Origin of the sequence: Pseudomonas sp. T8 (genome assembly GCF_024610635.1) — a bacterium.
In the GTDB taxonomy this organism is placed as follows: Bacteria; Pseudomonadota; Gammaproteobacteria; order Pseudomonadales; family Pseudomonadaceae; genus Aquipseudomonas; species Aquipseudomonas chlororaphis_I.
Genome location: NZ_CP102374.1, coordinates 3,568,985 through 3,588,730, shown reverse-complemented (window position 1 = coordinate 3,588,730; position 19,746 = coordinate 3,568,985). Strand labels below are relative to the sequence as shown.

Below are 19,746 nucleotides of genomic sequence, written 5' to 3'. Positions count from 1 at the left end.
CTTGAAGCTGGCCGATCATCTGCCCAAATAGACTTCAACGACACGTTCATCGGCCTGCACCTGTTCCAGCGACCCTTCGGCTAGCACGCTGCCCTGGTGCAGCACGGTGACGTGGTCGGCGATCGAGCCGACGAAGCCCATGTCGTGCTCCACCACCATCAGCGAATGCTGGCCCGCCAGGCGCTTGAACAGCTCGGCGGTGAACTCGGTCTCGGCGTCGGTCATGCCCGCCACCGGCTCGTCGAGCAGCAGCAGTTGCGGGTCCTGCATCAGCAGCATGCCGATCTCCAGGAACTGCTTCTGGCCGTGGGACAGCAGGCCGGCCTGGCGCTCCACCGAGGCGGTCAGGCGAATGGTTTCCAGCACTTCGTCGATGCGGTCCTTCTGCTCGCCGGAGAGTTTCGCCCGCAGGCTGGCCCACACCGACTTGTCGGTCTTCTGCGCCAGCTCCAGGTTTTCGAACACGCTCAGGGCCTCGAACACCGTGGGCTTCTGGAACTTGCGGCCGATCCCGGCCTGGGCGATCTGCACCTCGCTCATCTGCGTCAGGTCCAGGGTTTCGCCGAACCAGGCCTTGCCGTGGGTGGGTCGGGTCTTGCCGGTGATCACGTCCATCAGGGTGGTCTTGCCCGCGCCGTTGGGGCCGATGATGCAGCGCAGTTCGCCGACGCCGATGTACAGGTTGAGGTCGTTGAGCGCCTTGAAACCGTCGAAGCTGACGCTGATGTCTTCCAGGGTCAGGATGGTGCCGTGGCGGGTGTTCAGGCCCTTGCCGGCGGCCTGGCCGAGGCCGATGGCGTCGCGGCTGCTACCCGCGTCCTTATTGGGTTCGAGGATGGGCTCGAGCATGAAGTCGGCCGTCGGTGTGATTCTCATGATTCGCCCCTTTTCTTCAGCAAGCCGATCACGCCCTTGGGCAGGTACAGGGTCACGACGATAAACAGCGCGCCGAGGAAGAACAGCCAGTATTCCGGGAAGGCCACGGTGAACCAGCTCTTCATGCCGTTGACCACGCCGGCGCCGAGCAATGGGCCAATCAGCGTGCCGCGACCGCCCAGGGCGACCCATACGGCGGCCTCGATGGAGTTGGTCGGCGACATTTCGCTGGGGTTGATAATGCCTACCTGCGGCACGTACAAGGCGCCGGCCAGGCCGCAGAGCACCGCGCTCAACACCCAGACGAACAGCTTGAAGCCGCGCGGGTCGTAGCCGCAGAACATCAGGCGGTTCTCGGCATCGCGCAGCGCGGTCAGCACCCGGCCGAACTTGCTCCGGGCCAGGCGCCAGCCGATGTACAGGCTGGCCACCAGCAACAGCACGGTGGCCAGGAACAGCACCGCGCGGGTGCCCGGCTCGGTGATGCCGAAGCCGAGGATGGTGCGGAAGTTGGTGAAGCCGTTGTTGCCGCCAAAGCCGGTCTCGTTGCGAAAGAACAGGAGCATGCCGGCGAAGGTCAGGGCCTGGGTCATGATCGAGAAATACACGCCCTTGATCCGCGAGCGGAAGGCGAAGAAACCGAACACCAGCGCCAGCAAGCCCGGCGCGAGCACCACCAGGCACATCGCCCAGAGAAAGCTGCTGGTGCCGCTCCAGTACCAGGGCAACTCGGTCCACGAAAGGAAGGTCATGAACGCCGGCAGGCTGTCCCCCGCGGCCTGGCGCATCAGGTACATGCCCATGGCATAGCCGCCGAGGGCGAAGAACAGGCCATGGCCCAGGGACAGCAGCCCGGCATACCCCCAGACCAGGTCCAGGGCCAGGGCGACTATGGCGTAGCAGAGGATCTTGCCCACCAGGGTCAGGGTGTAGGCCGAGACGTGCAGCGGGTTGTCCGGCGCCAGCAGCGAGAGCAGCGGCAGGGCCAGCAGCAGCACCAGGATCAGCGCGCCGACGGCGACCGAGACCTTGGGCCCGGCTTTCTGGCTGGCGGTAATGAGTAATGGTTGATTCATCAGTCGATCACCCGTCCTTTCAATGCGAAGAGGCCTTGCGGACGTTTCTGGATAAACAGAATGATCAGCGCGAGGATCAGGATCTTGCCGAGCACGGCACCGATCTGCGGTTCGAGAATCTTGTTGGCTACCCCTAAGCCGAATGCGGCGAACACGCTACCGGCCAGCTGGCCGACGCCACCGAGCACCACCACCAGGAACGAGTCGATGATGTAGCTCTGGCCCAGGTCCGGGCCGACGTTGCCGATCTGGCTCAGGGCCACGCCACCGAGGCCGGCGATGCCGGAGCCGAGGCCGAAGGCGAGCATGTCCACCCGGCCGGTGGGCACGCCGCAGCAGGCGGCCATATTGCGGTTCTGGGTGACCGCGCGCACGTTCAGGCCCAGGCGGGTCTTGTTCAGCAGCAGCCACGTGAGGACGACGACAAACAGCGCGAAGGCGATGATCACGATGCGGTTGTAGGGCAGCACCAGGTTGGGCAGCACCTGGATCCCGCCGGACAGCCAGGCCGGGTTCGACACCTCGACGTTCTGTGCGCCGAACACCAGGCGCACCAGCTGGATCAGCATCAGGCTGATGCCCCAGGTGGCGAGCAGGGTTTCCAGCGGCCGGCCGTAGAGGTGGCGGATCACCGTGCGTTCCAGGGCCATGCCGATGCCGGCGGTGACGAAGAACGCCACCGGCAGGGCGATCAGCGGGTAGAACTCGATGGCCTGCGGGGCGTAGCGCTGGAACAGCAACTGCACCATGTAGGTGGAGTAGGCGCCGAGCATCAGCATCTCGCCGTGGGCCATGTTGATCACCCCGAGCAGGCCGAAGGTGATCGCCAGGCCCAGGGCCGCCAGCAACAGGATCGAACCCAGGGACATGCCGCTGAAGGCCTGGCCGAGCACTTCGCCCACCAACAGCTTGCGCTTGACCTGGGCCAGGCTGGTTTCGGCAGCGGTGCGCACCCCGGCATCGGCTTCCACCCCGGGTTCGAGCAGACCTTCGAGGCGGGTGCGGGCCAGCGGGTCGCCGGTTTCACCCAGCAGGCGTACCGCGGCCAGGCGCACGGCCGGGTCGCTGTCCACCAGTTGCAGGTTGGCCAGGGCCAGGCTCAGGGCGTCATGCACGGCCTGGTCCTGTTCGGCCTCCAGGCTGGCATCGAGGAATTTCAACTGCGCCGGCTTGGCGCTTTTCTGCAACTGCTGCGCGGCGGCCAGACGGATGTTGGCATCGCTGGCGAGCAATTGATGGCTGGCCATAGCGGTGTCGATCAGGCCGCGCAGGCGATTGTTCAGGCGCAAGGTCTTGGCTTGCCCATCGACGGTCAGCTGGCCTTGCTGCAAGGCGCCGAGCAGTTCGAGGCGCGCCGGGTCGGGTTGCGCGGCCCAGCTTTCCAGGAGCCTGGCCTGTTGCGTGGCGTTGGCCGCGACGAAGTCTTCGGCATCGCCGGCCCTGGCAGCCAAGGGCAGCAACAGCAGGCAGGCGAGAATGAAACGGTAGAGGGCAGTGGGCATATCGATGTCCTTGAAAGGTCCGGATGACCTCGCGGTACACCCGGACACCTGTAGGAGCGAGCTTGCTCGCGATGAGGCCCGCAGGACCTCCAGCGGTGATTGCTCTTGCGACCGCTTCGCGGTCGATCGCGAGCAAGCTCGCTCCTACAGGGAAGGCGTCAGACCTGAGGTCAGGATCAGTTGCTCTTCACCGCGTAATCCGGCTTCTTGTCGTTGCCCGGGATGAACGGGCTCCACGGCTGGGCGCGGATCGGGCCTTCGGTCTGCCAGACCACATTGAACTGACCGTCCGGCTGGATCTCGCCGATCATCACCGGCTTGTGCAGGTGGTGGTTGGTCTTGTCCATGGTCAGGGTGTAGCCCGACGGCGCGGCGAAGGTCTGGCCGGCCAGGGCTTCGCGGACTTTGTCGACGTCGGTGGACTTGGCTTTCTCCACCGCCTGGGCCCACATGTGGATGCCGACGTAGGTGGCTTCCATCGGGTCGTTGGTCACGGCTTTATCTGCGCCCGGCAGCTTCTTGGCCTTGGCGTAGGCTTTCCAGTCGGCGACGAACTTCTGGTTCACCGGGTTCTCCACGGACTCGAAGTAGTTCCAGGCCGCGAGGTTGCCCACCAGCGGCTTGGTGTCGATGCCGCGCAGTTCTTCCTCGCCCACGGAGAAGGCCACCACCGGTACGTCGGTGGCTTTCAGGCCCTGGTTGGCCAGTTCCTTGTAGAACGGCACGTTGGAGTCGCCGTTGACCGTGGAGATGACTGCGGTCTTGCCGCCGGCGGAGAATTTCTTGATGTTGGCGACGATGGTCTGGTAGTCGCTGTGGCCAAACGGGGTGTAGACCTCTTCGATGTCCTTGTCGGCCACGCCCTTGGAATGCAGGAACGAGCGCAGGATCTTGTTGGTGGTGCGCGGGTAGACATAGTCGGTGCCGAGCAGGAAGAAGCGCTTGGCGCTGCCGCCGTCTTCGCTCATCAGGTATTCCACCGCCGGGATCGCTTGCTGGTTAGGCGCCGCGCCGGTGTAGAACACGTTCGGCGACATCTCTTCGCCCTCGTATTGCACCGGGTAGAACAGCAGGCCGTTGAGTTCCTCGAACACCGGCAGCACCGACTTGCGCGACACCGAGGTCCAGCAGCCGAACACCACGGCGACCTTGTCCTGGGTCAGCAGCTGGCGGCCTTTCTCGGCAAACAGCGGCCAGTTCGACGCCGGGTCGACCACCACCGCCTCGAGCTTCTTGCCGTTGACGCCGCCCTTGGCGTTGATCTCGTCAATGGTCATCAGCGCCATGTCCTTGAGCGAGGTTTCGGAGATCGCCATGGTCCCCGACAGCGAATGCAGGATGCCGACCTTGATGGTCTCGGCGGCCTGGACGGTCCAGGTCATGCCCATCGCGGCAATGCTTGCCGTGAGTGTGAAAGCCTTGATCAAGCTGCGACGCTTCATTGTGCGATCTCCATGAACTTATGAGTTTTCTTGGTTGGCAGATGCGGACTACTGAAGGGCTGTTTTGCAAGGGGTGTGCCTAGTCGGCACAGGGCATGAAAACGTCGCTTTTACGGATAGGGGGAGAGGGCTGGCGCACCAATGCGGGGCCATCAGGCGTCTTTGGTGCGGGCGAATGCGCTTCGTTGGTGCTGATGATGACTGGCCCTGTAGCCGCTGCCGCAGGCTGCGATCGCGACCGAAGGGCGCGCAAGGCTTCAAGATCGCCGAAGGCCTTCGGCCTTATCGCAGCCTACGGCAGAGGCTACAGGGCAGCCTCCGCCCGCTCGCTCCTACGGAAGCTTTTTCAGCGGCGGCGCATCAGGCCGATGAAAAACAACCCGCCAATGGCCGCCGTGGCCACGCCTATGGGCAGGTCTTCGGGGGCGATCAGGGTGCGGGCGGCGACGTCGACCCAGACCAGGAACACGCTGCCCAGCAGCACGCACACCGGCAACAGCCGACGATGCTCGGCGCCCACAAGACGCCGGGCGATATGCGGCACCATCAGCCCGACGAAGCCGATGGAACCGCTGATGGACACCAGCACCCCGGTCATCAGCGAAGCGATCAGGAACACCCGCAGCCGCACGTTGCGGGCATTCAAACCGAGGGTCACCGCGGTCTGCTCGCCGGCCATCAGCGCGTTCAACGGCCGCGCCATGCCCAGCAGCAGGACCAGCCCGAGCAGCACGCTGGCCGCCGGCACCGCCAGCAGTTCCCAGCGCGCCAGGCCCAGCCCGCCGAGCATCCAGAACATCACCGCCGAGCTGGCGCGGTGGTCGCCCATGAACAGCAGCAGGTTGGCCACCGCCATCATCACGAAGGACACCGCCACCCCGCACAGCAGCAGGCGGTCGCTGTCGAGCCGGCCATGGCGCGCGGCGATGCCAAGCACCAGCAACATGCTCGCCAGGGCACCGATAAAGGCGGCGATGGGCAGGGTCAGCAGGCCGACGATTTCACCCACATGCAGCACCACGATCACCGCGCCCAGGGTGGCGCCGGAGGTCACGCCGAGCAGGTGCGGGTCGGCCAGCGGATTGCGCGTCACCGCTTGCAGCACTGCGCCGATCAAGGCCAGCCCGGCGCCGACCAGGGCGCCGAGCAGCATGCGCGGTACGCGGATCAGCCAGACGATATGTTCCTGCCCGGCGCTCCAGTCCACCTCGCCCAGGCCGAGGGCCTTGTGCAGCAGGATCCGCCAGACCACGTCCACCGGCACCCGCGCCGAGCCGAAACCCAGGGACAGTACGCAGGACGCCAGCAACAACGCGCCGAGGGCAGTTAGCAGCAAGGCATAACGACGATCGATCATGCGCCGTGGAAACCCTTGGCCAGGGTTTGCACCGCTTCGACGTTATCGATGCCCGGCGTGGCCTGCACGTAGGGGATCACGATAAAGCGCTGGTTGCGGATCGCGTCCACCGATTGCAGCGCCTTGTTGTTGAGCAGGAACTGCTGCTTCTGTTCGGCGCTGATCTCGCTGTAGTCGACGATCACGATCACCTGCGGGTTGCGCTCGACCACGGTTTCCCAATTGACCCGGGTCCAGCTGGCCTCCACATCGTCGAGGATGTTGCGTCCGCCGGCGGCGTCGATCAGCGCCTGGGGCATGCCCAGGCGGCCGGAGGTCATGGCGCGGTCTTCGCCGCTGTCGTAGAGGAACACCCGAGGTTTTTCCGTGGGCAGGTCCTGCTGGATCGCGGCGACCTGTTGCTGCATGTCGGCGATCAATTGGTTGGCGCGGTCCTGTACATCGAAGATCTGCCCCAGGTTGCGCAGGTCGTTGTAGGTGTCGTCGAGGCTGGCCGGCGGGCGCTTCATCACGAAGGCGCAGGACTCGGTCAGCTCCAGCACATTGATGCCCAGCGGCGTCAGGGTCTGCGGGGTCAGGTCGCCGCCGACGCGCATGCCGTAGTCCCAGCCGGCGAAGAAGAAATCGACATTGGCGTCGAGCAGGGTTTCCACCGACGGGTACTTGGCCGCCAGCTCCGGCAGGCCGTCGAGGAGGGTCCGCATCTCGGGCGTCACCGCCTTCCAGCCGCTGATGCCGCTGTAGCCGACCATGCGCGACTTGAGGCCGAGGGCGAGCATCATCTGGGTCATGTTGATGTCGTGGCTCAGGGCGTGTTTCGGCGCCTCCTTGAAGGTCACCTCGCGGTTGCAGCTGTGGACGGTCAGCGGGTAACGGGTGGTTTCGGCGCAGGCCTGGCCGGCGAGCAGCGACAGGGCCAGGCACAGGCTGGAGCGAAACAGGCTGTTGAGTGAGACGCGCAGGGTCATGGTTGGGTTATCCAGGTGATTCGTGGGTAGCCGGACAGCGGGTGTTGGTCGACCAGGGCCTGGACGCCGAATACCTGCTGCAGCAGTTCGCGGGTCAGCACTTCGGCCGGCGTGCCGCTGGCGACGATGCGCCCGTGATCGATCACGTACAGGCGGTCGCAGAAGGCCGCGGCGAGGTTCAGGTCATGGATGCTGGCGAGGGTGCCGATGCCCAGGCGCTTGACCCGTTGCAGCAGCTCCAGTTGGTAGCGTGGGTCGAGGTGGTTGGTCGGCTCGTCGAGGATCAGCAGTTGCGGTTGCTGGGCCAGGGCGCGGGCCAGGATTACCCGCTGCTTTTCCCCGCCGGACAAGGTAGCGAAGGCATGCGCCTCGAAACCCAGCAGGCCCACCGACTCCAGCGCCTGGCGGGCGATGGCGCGGTCTGCGGCGCTGTCGCTGTCGAACAGGCCCTTGTGCGGCGTGCGGCCCATGGCGACCACTTCTGCGACGGTCAGGCCGAAGGCCTCGGGAAACTCCTGCAACACCACGGCGATGCGTTGCGCGCACCAGCGCGGCGTCTGTTTCCAGACGTTGTAGTGATCGAGCCGGACTTCGCCCTGGTCCGGCCGGCTGAAGCGATAGCTGCAACGCAGCAGGCTGGTCTTGCCGCTGCCGTTGGGACCGATCAGCCCGACGAATTCCCCCGGCGCCACGCGCAGGCTGGCCTCACGCAACTGGAACTGGTGATGACAGTGGCCCTGGCCCAGGGGCGTCCAGGCCAGGTTGGTGAGGTTCAGCGAGGTCATGCGGTTGCTCTTGAATACGGGGTGATGCGACAGGCGTCGTCGCGGGCAAGTCGGATCGCCGCCCGCTCTGTAGGAGCGAGGCTTGCCCGCGATGGGGCCATCGGCTCAAAACTGATAATCGGCGGTCACGAAAAACGACCGCGGTTCGCCGAGGATCCATTGCTGGCCCTCATTGTATTGGCTTTGCGCGTACTGCCGGTCGAACAGATTGTTCAGCTGCAAACCGAAGGTGGTGTTGCGCAGGGCTTTCCACGACAGCACCGCATCGACCGCGGTGTAGCTGGGCAGTTCGTTGCGGTTGGCCAGGTCGGCATAACGGGCATCGACATAACGCACCCCGGCGCCGGCCCGCAGGTTATCGGTCACGGCCTTGTTCAGCCACAGGTTGGCGGTGCGCCGCGGCACGTCCACCGGGCGATTGCCACTGTGCGAGACGAACCGGTTGCCGACCTGCTCTTCGAAGTCGTCGTACTGGGCCTTGACGATGGCGGCGTTGGCTTGCAGCTGCCAGGCGTGCGGCAGTTGCAGGTCGAGGCTGGCTTCCAGGCCGCGTGACGACTGCTGGCCGACCTGTTGCTTGAGTGTCGGGTTGCCCGGGTCGTCGGTCAGCAGCTTCTTCTTGACGATGTGATAGGCCGCCAGGGTCCACTCACCGCGCTGGTCCCAGAACATCTGCTTGAGGCCGATCTCGCTCTGCCGGGCGCGGGCCAGGTCGTATTGCTGCTGGCTCGGGCTCAGGGAAATCAGGCCGCCGACACCGTCGGTACTGGTGGCGTACTGGCCGTAGAACGAAGTGTCCGGCGTCAGGGCGAACACCAGGCCGGCCTTCCAGTTGTTGCCGGTCAGGGTCTTGTCGCTCTGGCTGCCGTCCACCAGGTTGTCGCGATCCACCTGCACATAGTCGCGGCGCACGCCGGTCACCAGCGACCAGCGCTCGCTCAGTTGGGTACGGTTTTCGGCGAAGGCCGACATCTGCTTGGTGGTGCTCTGGAACTGCGGGCGATAGGCCGAGGCGCTGTCGAAACGGCCCTTGTCCGGGTGTTGCAGATCCAGCGGCTGGCCATCCGGCAGCGCATCGTTGAACGGCGAGTTGCTGTTGAGCTGGAAGCGGATGCGGTTGTAATCGACCCCGGCCAGGGTCTGGCTGTCGAGGCCGAACAGGCTGTGCTTGAAGGTGAAGGTCTGGCGATCGCCGACCTGCTCCTGCTGGTGCTTGATGGCGAAGTTGCCGCTGCGCAGAAGCTGCTGGCCGGCGGTGTCCCAGTTGTAGTTTTCGGCGTTCTGCCAGCGCCGTTGGGCCTTGAGGTAATACAGCTCGTTGCTGGCGCTGACGCTGTCGGAGAGCTGCCACTCGCTGGTCAGGCGCGTCCACTGATCGTTGTAGTGCTGCTTGTCGTTGCCGATGTTGTAGTTCTTGTCCCGCAGGCCCTCATGGAAGCGGCCATTGACCAGCGGGGTGCCGAAATAATTCATCGGCTGCTGGTCGCCGTAGTCGTGGGCGAGGGTGAAGGCCAGGTCGTCCGTGGCCTGCCAGCGCAGCGCCGCGCTGATGAAGTCGCTGGCGCTGTCGCCGCGATCGATCCAGCCGTTGCTGCGCAGGCGGTTGAGGTTCAGGCGATAGCTCAGGGTGTCGCTCAGCGAGCCGCCGCTGTCGAGGGCCTGCTGCTGGCTGTCGTAGGAGCCGTAGCCGAGGCGCAGGTGGTTTTCGATTTCGCCGGCGAAGGGTTTCTTCGGAATCACGTTGACCACCGCGCCGGTGGCGCCTTCGCCATACAGCACCGAGGCCGGGCCGCGCAGCACATCCACCCGTTCCACCGACCAGGTGTCCACCGGGAAGGTCACGGTGCCCATGCCGCTGTACAGGCGATTGCCGTCATACAACTGCATCACCGAACCCTGGCCGGTAAAACCACGGGCCGACAACGAAGTGCCGCCGTCGCCGGGTGTGCCGGTACGGCTGATCCCGGTGCCGCGCGACACCGCGTCCTGCACGCTGCGGTCGCCACGCTGGCGAATGCGCTCGCCGCTCAGGCTCTCGGTGCTGGCCGGGGTTTCCAGGGCGCTCAGGCCCAGGCGCGAGCCGGCGGTGGTCGGGGTTTGCAGGCTGATGTCCTGGGCGTCGATGGCGGGCGCGCTGATGGTGCCGGTGGGCAGCGTCAGCGGTGCGTCGTCGGCCTGGGCGGAGTGATTCAGGGCCAGCAGGCAGAGGCTGGACGCAAGGTACTTATTTATTGAGGGGCAGTTCATTGGGGCGGTTGAATCGCTTCTTCGAAAGGAATACCCGCGGCCTTGGCGCTGCGGGTAGGGATCTTACACGAAAGTGTTACAAGGTAACATTATGCGTGTCGGAAATTGAAGCGACAGCAGTCTACAGATCCCTCTAAACCGCGCATCTCGCCTGATTCATGATGAAGATGAGGCCGATTCAGTCGAGCGGTTCCAGCGCGACAACAGCAAGCGATCCAGCAGCCACACGGCCACCAGCGAGGCCCCGACCAGGGGAAAGGCCACGGCCAGCGCCAACATGATCGCCATCGCGGTTTTCCATTTCGGCAGGTCGTGGCGCAGCGGCGGTACGCCAAGGCGTCCCTGGGGGCGGCGCTTCCACCAGATCACCAGGCCACTGACGGCGCTCAGCAGAATCATCAGGCAGATCAGCAGCACCACGATCTGGTTGAACGGGCCGAACATCTTGCCTTCGTGCAGCATCACCCCGACTTCGGTGGCGCGGGCGACGTTGCTGTACTGTTGCCAGCGCACATCGGCCAGGACCTTGCCGGTGTATTGGTCGACATGCAGGGTGGCGTCGTTGCGTGGGTCGTCGGCGAACACGGCAATGGTGAACACGCCGCTGGCGGTGGTCGGCAGGGTGATGCTGTAACCGGCTTCGACCTGGCGCTGGGTGGCGATGTCCTGCACCTGCTGCAGGCTGATCACGGGCGCCGCCGGACCTTCGTGCGCGGCGCCGTGGGCCATGTGTTCGGCGTGGTCGCCGGACATCGGCAGCGGCGTGTTCTCCATGGCCCAGGGCACGGTCTGGCGGCTGGCGGTGTTGAGTTCGCCAGCCTGCTGGTCGGACTTGGGCACGTCATTCCACATCGCCGCCGGAAAGCGGTTCCACAGCTCGGCGTATTGCTTGCCCCAGAAGCCGGTCCAGGTCATGCCGCTGAGCAGCATCAGCAGCAGGAACGCCGCGCCCCAGAAGCCGACCACGGCATGCAGGTCGCGCCACAGCACGCGGCCGCGGTTGCCCAGGCGTGGCCACAACACCCCGGCCGACGACTTGCCGCGCGGCCACCACAGGTACAGCCCGGACACCACCAGGACGATGCCCCAGCCTGCCGAGAGCTCCACCAGGCGGTCGCCGAGGGTGCCAATCATCAGCTCGCCATGAATGGCCCGGGCGATAGCTTGCAGATTGTTCTTGGCGTCCTGCTCGCCAAGGATAGTGCCGTGGTAAGGGTCGACGAACACATTGAGTTCGCCACCTTCCTGCTGCACCACGAACTGCGCACTGCGCCCGGCTTCGAGCGGCGGCAGGTACTGTTTGACGTGGCCCTGGGGATACGCGGCCTGGACCCGCTGGAGCTGCGCATCGGCGCTGAGGATGTGGTGCCCCGCCGGTACCTGCAGCAGGTGGCTATACATCAGTTGGTCGAGCTGGGGTTTGAACAGGTAGATGATCCCGGTCAGGGACAGCATCACCATGAAAGGGGCTACGAACAGCCCGGCGTAGAAATGCCAGCGCCAGGCCAGGTTGTAGAACGACACTTTGGGTTGGCTCATCAGGGAATGCTCCGCATGGGCAATTGTCTCTGTAGCCGCTGTCGAAGGCTGCGATCGGCCCCAACGGCCGCAGCGTATTCAAGATCGCTGAAGGCCTTCGGCCTTATCGCAGCCTGTCGGCAGCGGCTCCATTTCTTGTTGTGTTTAGAAGCTCAGGTCCACCTTGGTCCAGAGCGTGCGCCCCGGTTCGTTGATGGCTTGCGGGTCATTGGCCGGGTAGCCGAACCCGGCGTTGCCGGCCAGGTTCAGGTGCTCGGCGTAAGCCTTGCCGAACAGGTTGTCGACGCCGGTGCTGACCTTCAGGTTCTTGTTGATCCGATAGGCGCCGTTGAGCGAGAACACGCCGAAGCCGCCGCTCTTGCCGAAGTCCTTGCCGACCACGTTGCCCTTGTTTTCGTCGATGCGGTTCTGCGCCGCCACCACCCGCCACAGGGCGCCGGCACTCCAGTTGTCCTCGCTGTAGGTCAGGCCGAAACGCGCGTCCAGCGGCGGCATCTGCGGCAATGGCGTGCCGTCACTGCTGTTCTTGCCCCAGGCATAGGCCAGGGTGGCGTCGGCCTTCCAGTTGTCGGTCAGCTTGTAGGCCGCGCCGAGTTCGCCGCCCATGATGCGGGCGTCGATGTTCTCGGCTTGCGAGGTCATGCCCATCATCCCCGGGCGGTAGTTGAACAGGATGTAGTCGCGTACCTGGCCGATGTAGCCCGAGGCCCAGGCTTCCAGTTCGGCGGTCTTGTATTGCAGGCCGAAGTCGAGCTGGGTGGTCTTTTCCGGCTTGATCGAATCGAAGGCGTTGAGCGATCCGGCCGGGCCCATTTTCGGCGAGAACAGCTCCCAGTAATCCGGGAAGCGTTGCGCGTGGCCGAGGCCGGCATAGACCGTGGTCGGGCTGTCGGCCAGGTCATGCTCGTAGCGGATGAAACCGCTGGGCAGGGTGTCGGCGCGGGTATCGCCAGCGGTCGGGTTGGGCCGGCTCATCATTCCGGAACCGATGCGCTGGCGGTAATCCTTGGCCGAGGCGCGGTCCACCCGGGCGCCGCTGATCAGCCGGTCGCGGTCGGCGGCGTACCAGGTCAGCTCGCCGAACGCGCCGTAGTTGTGGAAGTCGGCGTCCTTGGTGCGGGGCTGGTCCTTGTAGGTGTCGATGCCCATGGCGCTGCGCTGGCGGTGCTCGTTGGTCTGCGCATCGATACCGCTGATCAACTGCACGTCGGCCCAACGCCAGGTGGCCTTGATCCGCGCGCCGAGGGTGCGGCGGTCGACGTTGCTGGCCATCGGGCCGGCCATCATCCCGGTGCCGGACGGCGTGCGCAGGGTGTAGTTGTCCATCACGTGGTCGGCGTAGTTGTAGTAGACCTGCGCCTCGACCTTATCCAGTACCTCGCCGATATTGGAGCGCTCGAAACGCAGCCCCAGGCTTTCGCGCTTGAACTGCGAACCGTCCATGCCTCGCCCGGCGTAACGCGCTTCGCCGTCGCCCTTGCCGGCGGTGAGTTCCAGCAGGGTGTCGGCGTCCGGGGTCCAGCCGACGGCGACGTCACCGTTCCACTTCTCGTAGCGCGACGGCACGGTGTCGTTGTTGCCGTCCTTGTAGTCGTCGGAATGGGCCTGGTTGCCAATCACCCGCATGTAGCCCAGCGGCCCGCCGGCGGCGGCATCCACCACCTTGTCGAAGCGGCCGTTGGAGCCGGCCAGGACGCTGGCGTTGACCCGGGTGCCCAGCTCGCCGAAGTTTTCCGGTTCGCGGTCGAAGAGGATGGTCCCGGCCGAAGCGCCCGGGCCCCAGAGCACGGTTTGCGGGCCCTTGATCACCGTCAGCTTGTCGTAGGTTTCCGGCGAGATATAGGAGGTCGGCGCGTCCATGCGGCCGGGGCAGGCGCCGAGCATCATGCTGCCGTTGGTGAGGATGTTCAGGCGCGAGCCGAACATGCCGCGCAGCACCGGGTCGCCGTTGGTACCGCCGTTGCGCACCAGGGCGAAGCCGGGGATGGTTTTCAGGTAGTCGCCGCCATCGCTGGCCGGGACCGGTTGGCGCGGATCCTTGGGGTTGGTGACCACGGTCAGCGGCGAGCTGGGGGCGATGGCGGTGATCACCGTCGGGCTCAGTTCTTCGCCGTGCTGGCTGTGATCCACCGGCTGTTCGGCCGCCAGGGCCAGTGGCGTGAGCAGGGCGCCGCACAGGACGGCGATGGCATGGCTGAAACGTACGCGAGGTTCGTTCAGGGCAAAGGTAGCGCAGGCCTGGGCAGAGCACAGGCGAGTGTCAGCAGAAAACCTGGACATAAAGGTTCCATCAATCATTTCGTAAACAACACGGCCAGCAGCCTGCGGCTGTCTTTTCTACAGTCGGCCGGGTGAAGTGCGGTTGAGGGGTTTACGCAATGACTGGCGGGGCGCGGGTCCGGGCACCGGGGAACACCGTCTGCCGGGCATGGCCCAGGCGCGGCGAGGGGGTGAGGAAGTGGCTGGACGGCGAACTGTCGAGCGCCGTGAACGACAGGCTGCCAGGCAGTGCCGGGCAGTTGAACAGCAGGCTGCAATAACCGCACTTTTCCCAGAGCGCATGGTGTTCGCCCTGGACCTTGCCGTGCTCTGCGCCGTGTGGGGTTTCACCGTGGCAGCCGGGCTCGCCCATGTCCATCGACATGGACAGGTTCATCGGCATGGCCTGATCCATCGGCATCGACTGGGAAATCAGTGGGCCGATAAAGATCATCAGCATGGCGAACAGGCTGATCCAGCTGCCGCGCCGTACTTTCAGGGGCGTGCGCACGGATCGCCGGGTGCCAGGCGAGCGCGGGGAGTTCACGGTAATGACGGCCGGCGCTTATTGGGCGTGCATGTGTTCCTGGGTGCCCGCGGGCGCCTGCTTCTGCACCGCCACCTCGACCGTGACGTCGCCGGATTTCTCGAAGTGCAGGGTCAGCGGGAAGCGCTTGCCGTCGCCGAGCAGGCTGCGGTCTTTGAGCTCCAGCAGCATCACGTGATAGGCCATGGGCGCGAAGGTGACGGTATCGCCCGGGGCAATCGCCACGTTGGGCACCTGCTGCATCTTCATCAGGTCGCCCTGCTGCACGTGTTCATGCAGCTCGGCCTTGCCCGCGATCGGCGAGTCGACGCCAAGCAGGCGGTCGGCATTCTTGCCGGTGTTGTGTATGACGAAATAGGCCGCCACCGTCGGAGCATTGGGCGGCAGCTCCTGCGACCAGGGGTGGGCAATCTGCAACTCGCCGGCCTTGTATTCATGGGCGGCGACAAAACCAGCGGGCAACAGCAGGGCGGCCAGCAGCAGAGCTTGCAAGGCCTGTACGGATTTCAACATGGCAGTTCTCCAGAACGATTCGACACGCAGATCAATTGCGAGGTGGAGTCAGACCAGAGGAGAGGCGCGGGGATTGAGGCTCGGCCATTGCTGGCGCGGCGTGGGCATGACCAGCGCGGGTGAAGCGACGCTGCGGTTGGACTCGAAACGGGCGAAATACAACTGCGGCGCATGGCCTGGCAGGGCGACCAGGGGCGCCGAGCCGGAACAGCACCAGCAGTGCTGCATGGTGGAGTGATCGTCGTTCTGCGGGGCTTGCTGCTCCAGCTTGCCCAGGGAGATCGCCACCAGCTTGGTGCCGCTGGAGGAACAGAAACTGCCCCACAACAGTTGCTCGGCGGGCGCTCGATCGGTCTGCTGCATGGCTCCCGAAAGCGGCATGGCAAGCATGTTGAACAGCACTGCGAAGCAGGCGATCCAGGCAAATGCGAGCCGTTGTCGGGACATGGTGACGATCCGTCAGGTTGAGCGAACAGGGGGGTATTTAGCCTGATCGCTGTGGATAAGTAAAAAGGCGCCGTGCGGTGTGGTGTCGCAGCGCCACCGTTGCTCAGTGAGCCGGTACCGCGCGGACCTCGATGGCAACGCCGAGCTTGGCGCGGATGGCGGCAAAGATCGCGGCCAGGTTGTCCATGCTCGGGTTGCCGCTGGCGGACAGCATGCGATGCAGGCTCTTGCTTGGCTTGGCGGTCTCCCGGGCCAGGGCTTCGAAGCCGACGGTGGCGTTGATCAGGTCGCGCAGAATGATCCGCGACATCTCCGGTTCGCCGTTGAGAAACAGCGTAGCAGCCTCGTCCAGCAGCGCCTGGGAAAACGCCGGGTCGCGCTCGGCGCGTTCGGCAATGCTGTGCTTGAAGCTTCGAGTCAGTGCCATGGGTGTCACCTCGTTTTCAGTTCGGCCTTCTTGCGGTGATGGAATTCGGCGATCAGTTTTTTTGCCTGCCTGATGTCTGCCTGCTGGCTGGACTTGTCGCCACCGCCAAACAGGATCACCAGGTGCCGGCCTTCCTGGATCAGGTAGATCCTGTAGCCCGGGCCCCAATCGATGCGGTATTCGCCAAGCCCGTCGAACCACTTGATGTTGGACGTGTTGCCCATTTCCAGGCGTAGCAGCGCGGTGGAAACCTTGACGGCTGCCTGGGTATCCAGCGTTTCGAACCAGCGACCGAAGGGGCTGCGCTGGTTCTCTTGCTGGTATTCCTCGACTGTGATCATCGCCGGCCTTAAAGGTAACAAATAAGTTACTATATGGATAGGCCTTTGATCGTGACGCAAAGCCTGTTCGTGGCCAACGCCGCAAGTGTTTCCTCTGTCTTCAATACGCGAAGGCCCCGTGGCGCGGCGGCCGGGGCTGCGCCTTGCCGTTCAGCGGGGAACGTCGGATGGCTTGGTAACTCGATGTATCGGCCACGCTTTGGCGCGGCCAGAAGGTCAGCGCAGGGCCTGGAGCAACTCGCCCAGGTCATGGAATTCCCGATCGACCGCTGGCAACGGCGGCCGCTGCAGGATCAGCACCGGCAGCCCACGCTCGCGCGCCACTTCCAGCTTGGGGTCGGTGGCGCTGCTGCCGCTGTTCTTGCTGATCAGCACGTCGATACGACGGCGTTCGAACAGTTCGCGTTCGCTGTCGATCAGGAAGGGGCCGCGTGCGCCTATCACTTCGCACCGCTCATTACCGGGGTACGGGTCGAGGGCGCGCAGGGTCCAGAACTGCTCGGCGGGGATCTCATGCAGGTGCTGCAAGGGCTCGCGGCCCAGGGTGAACAGCGGGCGCTTGAAGGGTTGGAGTGCCTGGACCAGCTCGGCCCAGTCGCGGACTTCGCGCCAGTCGTCACCGGCCTGTGCTTGCCAGGCCGGTCGGCGCAGGGCCCAGCAGGGGATGCCACACAGCTGCGCGGCCGTGGCGGCGTTCTGGCTGATCTGTGCGGCATAGGGGTGAGTGGCGTCCAGCAGCAGCTCGATGCCTTGCTCGCGGATGAACCGGGCCAGGCCCTCGGCGCCGCCGTAGCCGCCGACCCGCACCTGGCAGTCCAGGTCAGCGGGCACGCGCCCGATACCCGCCAGGCTATAGATGTGCTCCGGCCCCAGGGTCCGGGCAATGGCCAGGGCTTCGGTCACGCCACCCAGCAGCAATATGCGTTTCATCGAAAAGCTCCGGCATGGCCGACGATGCCGCCCTGGCGATCGATGGCGAAGACTTCGACCTGGACCTGTGGCGGCACCACGCTGCGCGCAAAGTTAAGGGCGTGCTGGCACACCGCGTCGCCCAGGGCGATGCCGGCGGCGCTGGCCATGGCAAGCGCCTGCTGGCTGGTGTTGGCGCCACGGATGGCGTCTTGCAGCGCCTGGTCGGCGCCGACCGCCGCGGCCCATTCGGCCAGTTGCGGCAGGTCGATGCTGGAATGGCGGCTGTGCAGGTCCATGTGCCCGGCCGCGAGCTTGCTGATCTTGCCGAAACCGCCGCACAGGCTGAGCTTGTCCACCGGCACTTTGCGCAGGTGCTTGAGCACGGCGCCGACAAAGTCGCCCATTTCGATCAGGGCGATTTCCGGCAGGTCGTAGACGCGGCGCATGGTGTCTTCGCTGGCGTTGCCGGTACAGGCGGCGATGTGCAGGTAGCCGTTGGTCTTGGCGACGTCGATGCCCTGGTGGATCGAGGCGATATAGGCCGCGCAGGAGAACGGCCGCACGATGCCGCTGGTGCCGAGGATCGACAGGCCGCCGAGAATGCCCAGGCGCGGGTTCATGGTTTTCAGCGCCAGGGCTTCGCCATCCTCGACGTTGACCGTGACCTCGAAACCGCCCTGGTAGCCGCGTTCTCGGGCCAGCGTCGCCAGGTGCTCGCTGATCATCCGGCGTGGCACCGGATTGATCGCCGGCTCGCCCACACCCAGCACCAGGCCGGGGCGGGTCACGGTGCCCACGCCTTGGCCGGCGATGAAACAAATGCCGCTGTCCGGGCTCAGGCGCACCTGGGAGTAGAGCAGGGCGCCGTGGGTCACGTCGGGGTCGTCACCGGCATCCTTGATCGTGCCGGCTTCGGCGCCGTTGTCGGTAAGGCGGCAGAACTCCAGGCGCATCTGCACCTGCTTGCCCTTGGGCAGGACGATTTCCACGGCATCGCTACTGGTGCCTTCGAGCAACAGGCGCGCCGCCGCCAGGCTGGTGGCGGTGGCGCAGCTGCCGGTGGTCAGGCCGCTGCGCAGCGGGGCGGGTTGTTCCGCCGTTTCTTCACGCATGTTGCGCGGCCTTGTGTAGGAGCGAGCTTGCTCGCGATAGCGTCCGCCAGACGGACCGCGTGGTCTGGATCGCGAGCAAGCTCGCTCCTACAGGGGAGGGCAGGGCGTTCATAGCGGTTTGACGAGGTCGAGCAAGGTAATGGGCAGCGCCTGGCGCCAGGTGTCGAAGTCCCCCAGGGGCAGGGCCTGGGCGACATGGATGCGGGTCAGCTCGCCGCCATGCCGTTCGCGCCAGGCCATCAGGGTCGTTTCGCTTTGCAGGGTCACGGCGTTGGCCACCAGCCGGCCACCGGGCTTGAGCCGGGCCCAGCAGGTGTCGAGCACGCCGGGGCGGGTCACGCCGCCGCCGATGAAGATCGCGTCCGGGGCTTCCAGGCCATCCAGCGCCTGCGGCGCGCTGCCGCGAATCAGTTGCAGGCCGGGCACGCCGAGGGCGTCGCGGTTGTGTTCGATCAGTTGCTGGCGGCCTGGGTCGGCTTCGATGGCCAGGGCCCGGCAACTGGGGTGCGCGCGCATCCATTCGATGCCGATCGAGCCGCTGCCGGCGCCGACATCCCACAGCAGTTCGCCCGGGACAGGGGCCAGGCGAGCCAGGGTGATGGCGCGCACATCGCGCTTGGTCAGCTGGCCGTCGTGCTGGAAGGCCGCGTCCGGCAAGCCGGCCAGGCGCGACAGCCGCGGCGTATCGGGCTCGGCCAGGCATTCGATGGCCACCAGATTGAGGTCGGCGATGGCCGGGTCGCTCCAGTCGTTGGCGGTGCCGTCGGTCCGCCGTTCGGCCTCGCCGCCCAGATGCTCGAGCACGCTGAGCCGGCTCGGGCCGAAGCCGCGTTCGCGTAACAGCGCGGCGATGGCCGAGGGGCTGAGGCCGTCATTGCTCAGGACCAGCAGGCGCACACCGCTGAACAGCTGGGCGCTGAGGGCCGCCACGGGGCGGGCGACCACCGAGAGCGTCACCACCTCTTGCAGCGGCCAGCCCAGGCGCGCGGCCGCCAGGGAATAAGAGGAGGGCGCGGGCAGGACGTGCATTTCCTCCTGAGCCATCTGGCGCGCCAGGCTGGCGCCGACGCCGAACAGCATCGGGTCGCCGCTGGCCAGCACGCACACCGGCTCGCCGCGCTTGGCCAGCACCGGCTCCAGTGAGAAAGGGCTCGGCCACAACTGCCGCTCGCCACGGATGCACACCGGCAGCAGGTCCAGTTGCCGCTGGCCGCCGACGATCCGCGAAGCGCCCAGCAGGGCGCGCCGGGCGTTCTTGCCCAGGCCCTTGAAGCCGTCTTCACCGATTCCCACTACTGTCAGCCAGGGCGACATCGCTATTCCTCGAGGGTAAAACCTGTTCTTCCGACAGGCAGGCTTTTCATGCCTTCGGACAAAGCAGGCATAATACCGCGCC

The 19,746-nt window shown here is 65.6% G+C and carries 18 protein-coding genes; all 18 read right to left on the bottom strand.

Going from position 1 to position 19,746, the window contains the following annotated elements; genetic code table 11:
• Positions 1 to 15: 15 nt before the first annotated feature.
• A complete protein-coding gene (gene urtD / locus NRG23_RS16110) occupies positions 16 to 876 on the bottom strand; it encodes an urea ABC transporter ATP-binding protein UrtD (protein WP_257371414.1) in 861 nt (286 codons plus the stop codon).
• On the bottom strand, positions 873 to 1,952 hold the full coding sequence (urtC, locus tag NRG23_RS16105; protein WP_135006224.1) for an urea ABC transporter permease subunit UrtC: 1,080 nt from the start codon (positions 1,950 to 1,952) through the stop codon (positions 873 to 875). Before urtC ends, urtD begins: the two co-directional genes overlap by 4 nt.
• Entirely contained in the window at positions 1,952 to 3,454 is a 1,503-nt protein-coding gene (gene urtB / locus NRG23_RS16100) for an urea ABC transporter permease subunit UrtB (RefSeq protein ID WP_101281732.1), read from the bottom strand. The genes urtC and urtB overlap by 1 nt, the downstream gene beginning before the upstream one ends.
• Before the next feature lie 176 nt (positions 3,455 to 3,630).
• Positions 3,631 to 4,896: an urea ABC transporter substrate-binding protein gene (urtA, locus tag NRG23_RS16095; RefSeq protein ID WP_009046748.1), complete on the bottom strand. Its 1,266-nt coding sequence runs from the start codon at positions 4,894 to 4,896 to the stop codon at positions 3,631 to 3,633.
• 346 nt (positions 4,897 to 5,242) lie between these two features.
• Positions 5,243 to 6,253 (bottom strand): iron ABC transporter permease, encoded by a 1,011-nt coding sequence (locus tag NRG23_RS16090; protein WP_038630492.1) that lies wholly within the window; start codon positions 6,251 to 6,253, stop codon positions 5,243 to 5,245.
• Positions 6,250 to 7,221 carry an ABC transporter substrate-binding protein gene (locus tag NRG23_RS16085; protein ID WP_257375064.1) on the bottom strand — a complete coding sequence of 324 codons (972 nt, stop codon included), beginning with the start codon at positions 7,219 to 7,221 and terminating at the stop codon, positions 6,250 to 6,252. Before NRG23_RS16085 ends, NRG23_RS16090 begins: the two co-directional genes overlap by 4 nt.
• Entirely contained in the window at positions 7,218 to 8,006 is a 789-nt protein-coding gene (locus NRG23_RS16080) for an ABC transporter ATP-binding protein (protein ID WP_257375062.1), read from the bottom strand. Before NRG23_RS16080 ends, NRG23_RS16085 begins: the two co-directional genes overlap by 4 nt.
• A gap of 105 nt (positions 8,007 to 8,111) precedes the next feature.
• Positions 8,112 to 10,238, bottom strand: coding sequence for a TonB-dependent siderophore receptor (locus tag NRG23_RS16075; RefSeq protein WP_257375076.1), 2,127 nt, complete (start codon positions 10,236 to 10,238; stop codon positions 8,112 to 8,114).
• A 171-nt stretch (positions 10,239 to 10,409) separates the two neighbouring features.
• On the bottom strand, positions 10,410 to 11,792 hold the full coding sequence (locus tag NRG23_RS16070) for a PepSY domain-containing protein (RefSeq protein WP_257375061.1): 1,383 nt from the start codon (positions 11,790 to 11,792) through the stop codon (positions 10,410 to 10,412).
• 144 nt (positions 11,793 to 11,936) lie between these two features.
• Complete coding sequence (locus tag NRG23_RS16065; protein ID WP_257375060.1) at positions 11,937 to 14,072, bottom strand: TonB-dependent copper receptor; 2,136 nt, start codon at positions 14,070 to 14,072, stop codon at positions 11,937 to 11,939.
• Between the two features lie 91 nt (positions 14,073 to 14,163).
• Entirely contained in the window at positions 14,164 to 14,511 is a 348-nt protein-coding gene (locus NRG23_RS16060; protein WP_051423570.1) for a DUF2946 domain-containing protein, read from the bottom strand.
• 105 nt (positions 14,512 to 14,616) lie between these two features.
• Positions 14,617 to 15,111, bottom strand: a complete 495-nt coding sequence (locus NRG23_RS16055; RefSeq protein WP_016703762.1) for a copper chaperone PCu(A)C — start codon at positions 15,109 to 15,111, stop codon at positions 14,617 to 14,619.
• 48 nt (positions 15,112 to 15,159) lie between these two features.
• A complete protein-coding gene (locus NRG23_RS16050; RefSeq protein ID WP_038630497.1) occupies positions 15,160 to 15,558 on the bottom strand; it encodes a DUF2946 domain-containing protein in 399 nt (132 codons plus the stop codon).
• Between the two features lie 103 nt (positions 15,559 to 15,661).
• The gene (locus NRG23_RS16045; protein WP_009046758.1) at positions 15,662 to 15,985 is read right to left on the bottom strand and encodes a DNA-binding protein; all 324 of its coding nucleotides are present in this window, start codon (positions 15,983 to 15,985) and stop codon (positions 15,662 to 15,664) included.
• A 5-nt stretch (positions 15,986 to 15,990) separates the two neighbouring features.
• Positions 15,991 to 16,326 (bottom strand): type II toxin-antitoxin system RelE/ParE family toxin, encoded by a 336-nt coding sequence (locus tag NRG23_RS16040; protein WP_009046759.1) that lies wholly within the window; start codon positions 16,324 to 16,326, stop codon positions 15,991 to 15,993.
• Positions 16,327 to 16,542: 216 nt separating this feature from the next.
• A complete protein-coding gene (locus tag NRG23_RS16035; RefSeq protein WP_038630498.1) occupies positions 16,543 to 17,256 on the bottom strand; it encodes a cobalt-precorrin-6A reductase in 714 nt (237 codons plus the stop codon).
• Positions 17,253 to 18,350: a cobalt-precorrin-5B (C(1))-methyltransferase gene (locus NRG23_RS16030; RefSeq protein ID WP_257375059.1), complete on the bottom strand. Its 1,098-nt coding sequence runs from the start codon at positions 18,348 to 18,350 to the stop codon at positions 17,253 to 17,255. The genes NRG23_RS16035 and NRG23_RS16030 overlap by 4 nt, the downstream gene beginning before the upstream one ends.
• A gap of 108 nt (positions 18,351 to 18,458) precedes the next feature.
• Positions 18,459 to 19,664 carry a precorrin-6y C5,15-methyltransferase (decarboxylating) subunit CbiE gene (gene cbiE / locus NRG23_RS16025; RefSeq protein WP_257375058.1) on the bottom strand — a complete coding sequence of 402 codons (1,206 nt, stop codon included), beginning with the start codon at positions 19,662 to 19,664 and terminating at the stop codon, positions 18,459 to 18,461.
• Between the last annotated feature and the right edge of the window lie 82 nt (positions 19,665 to 19,746).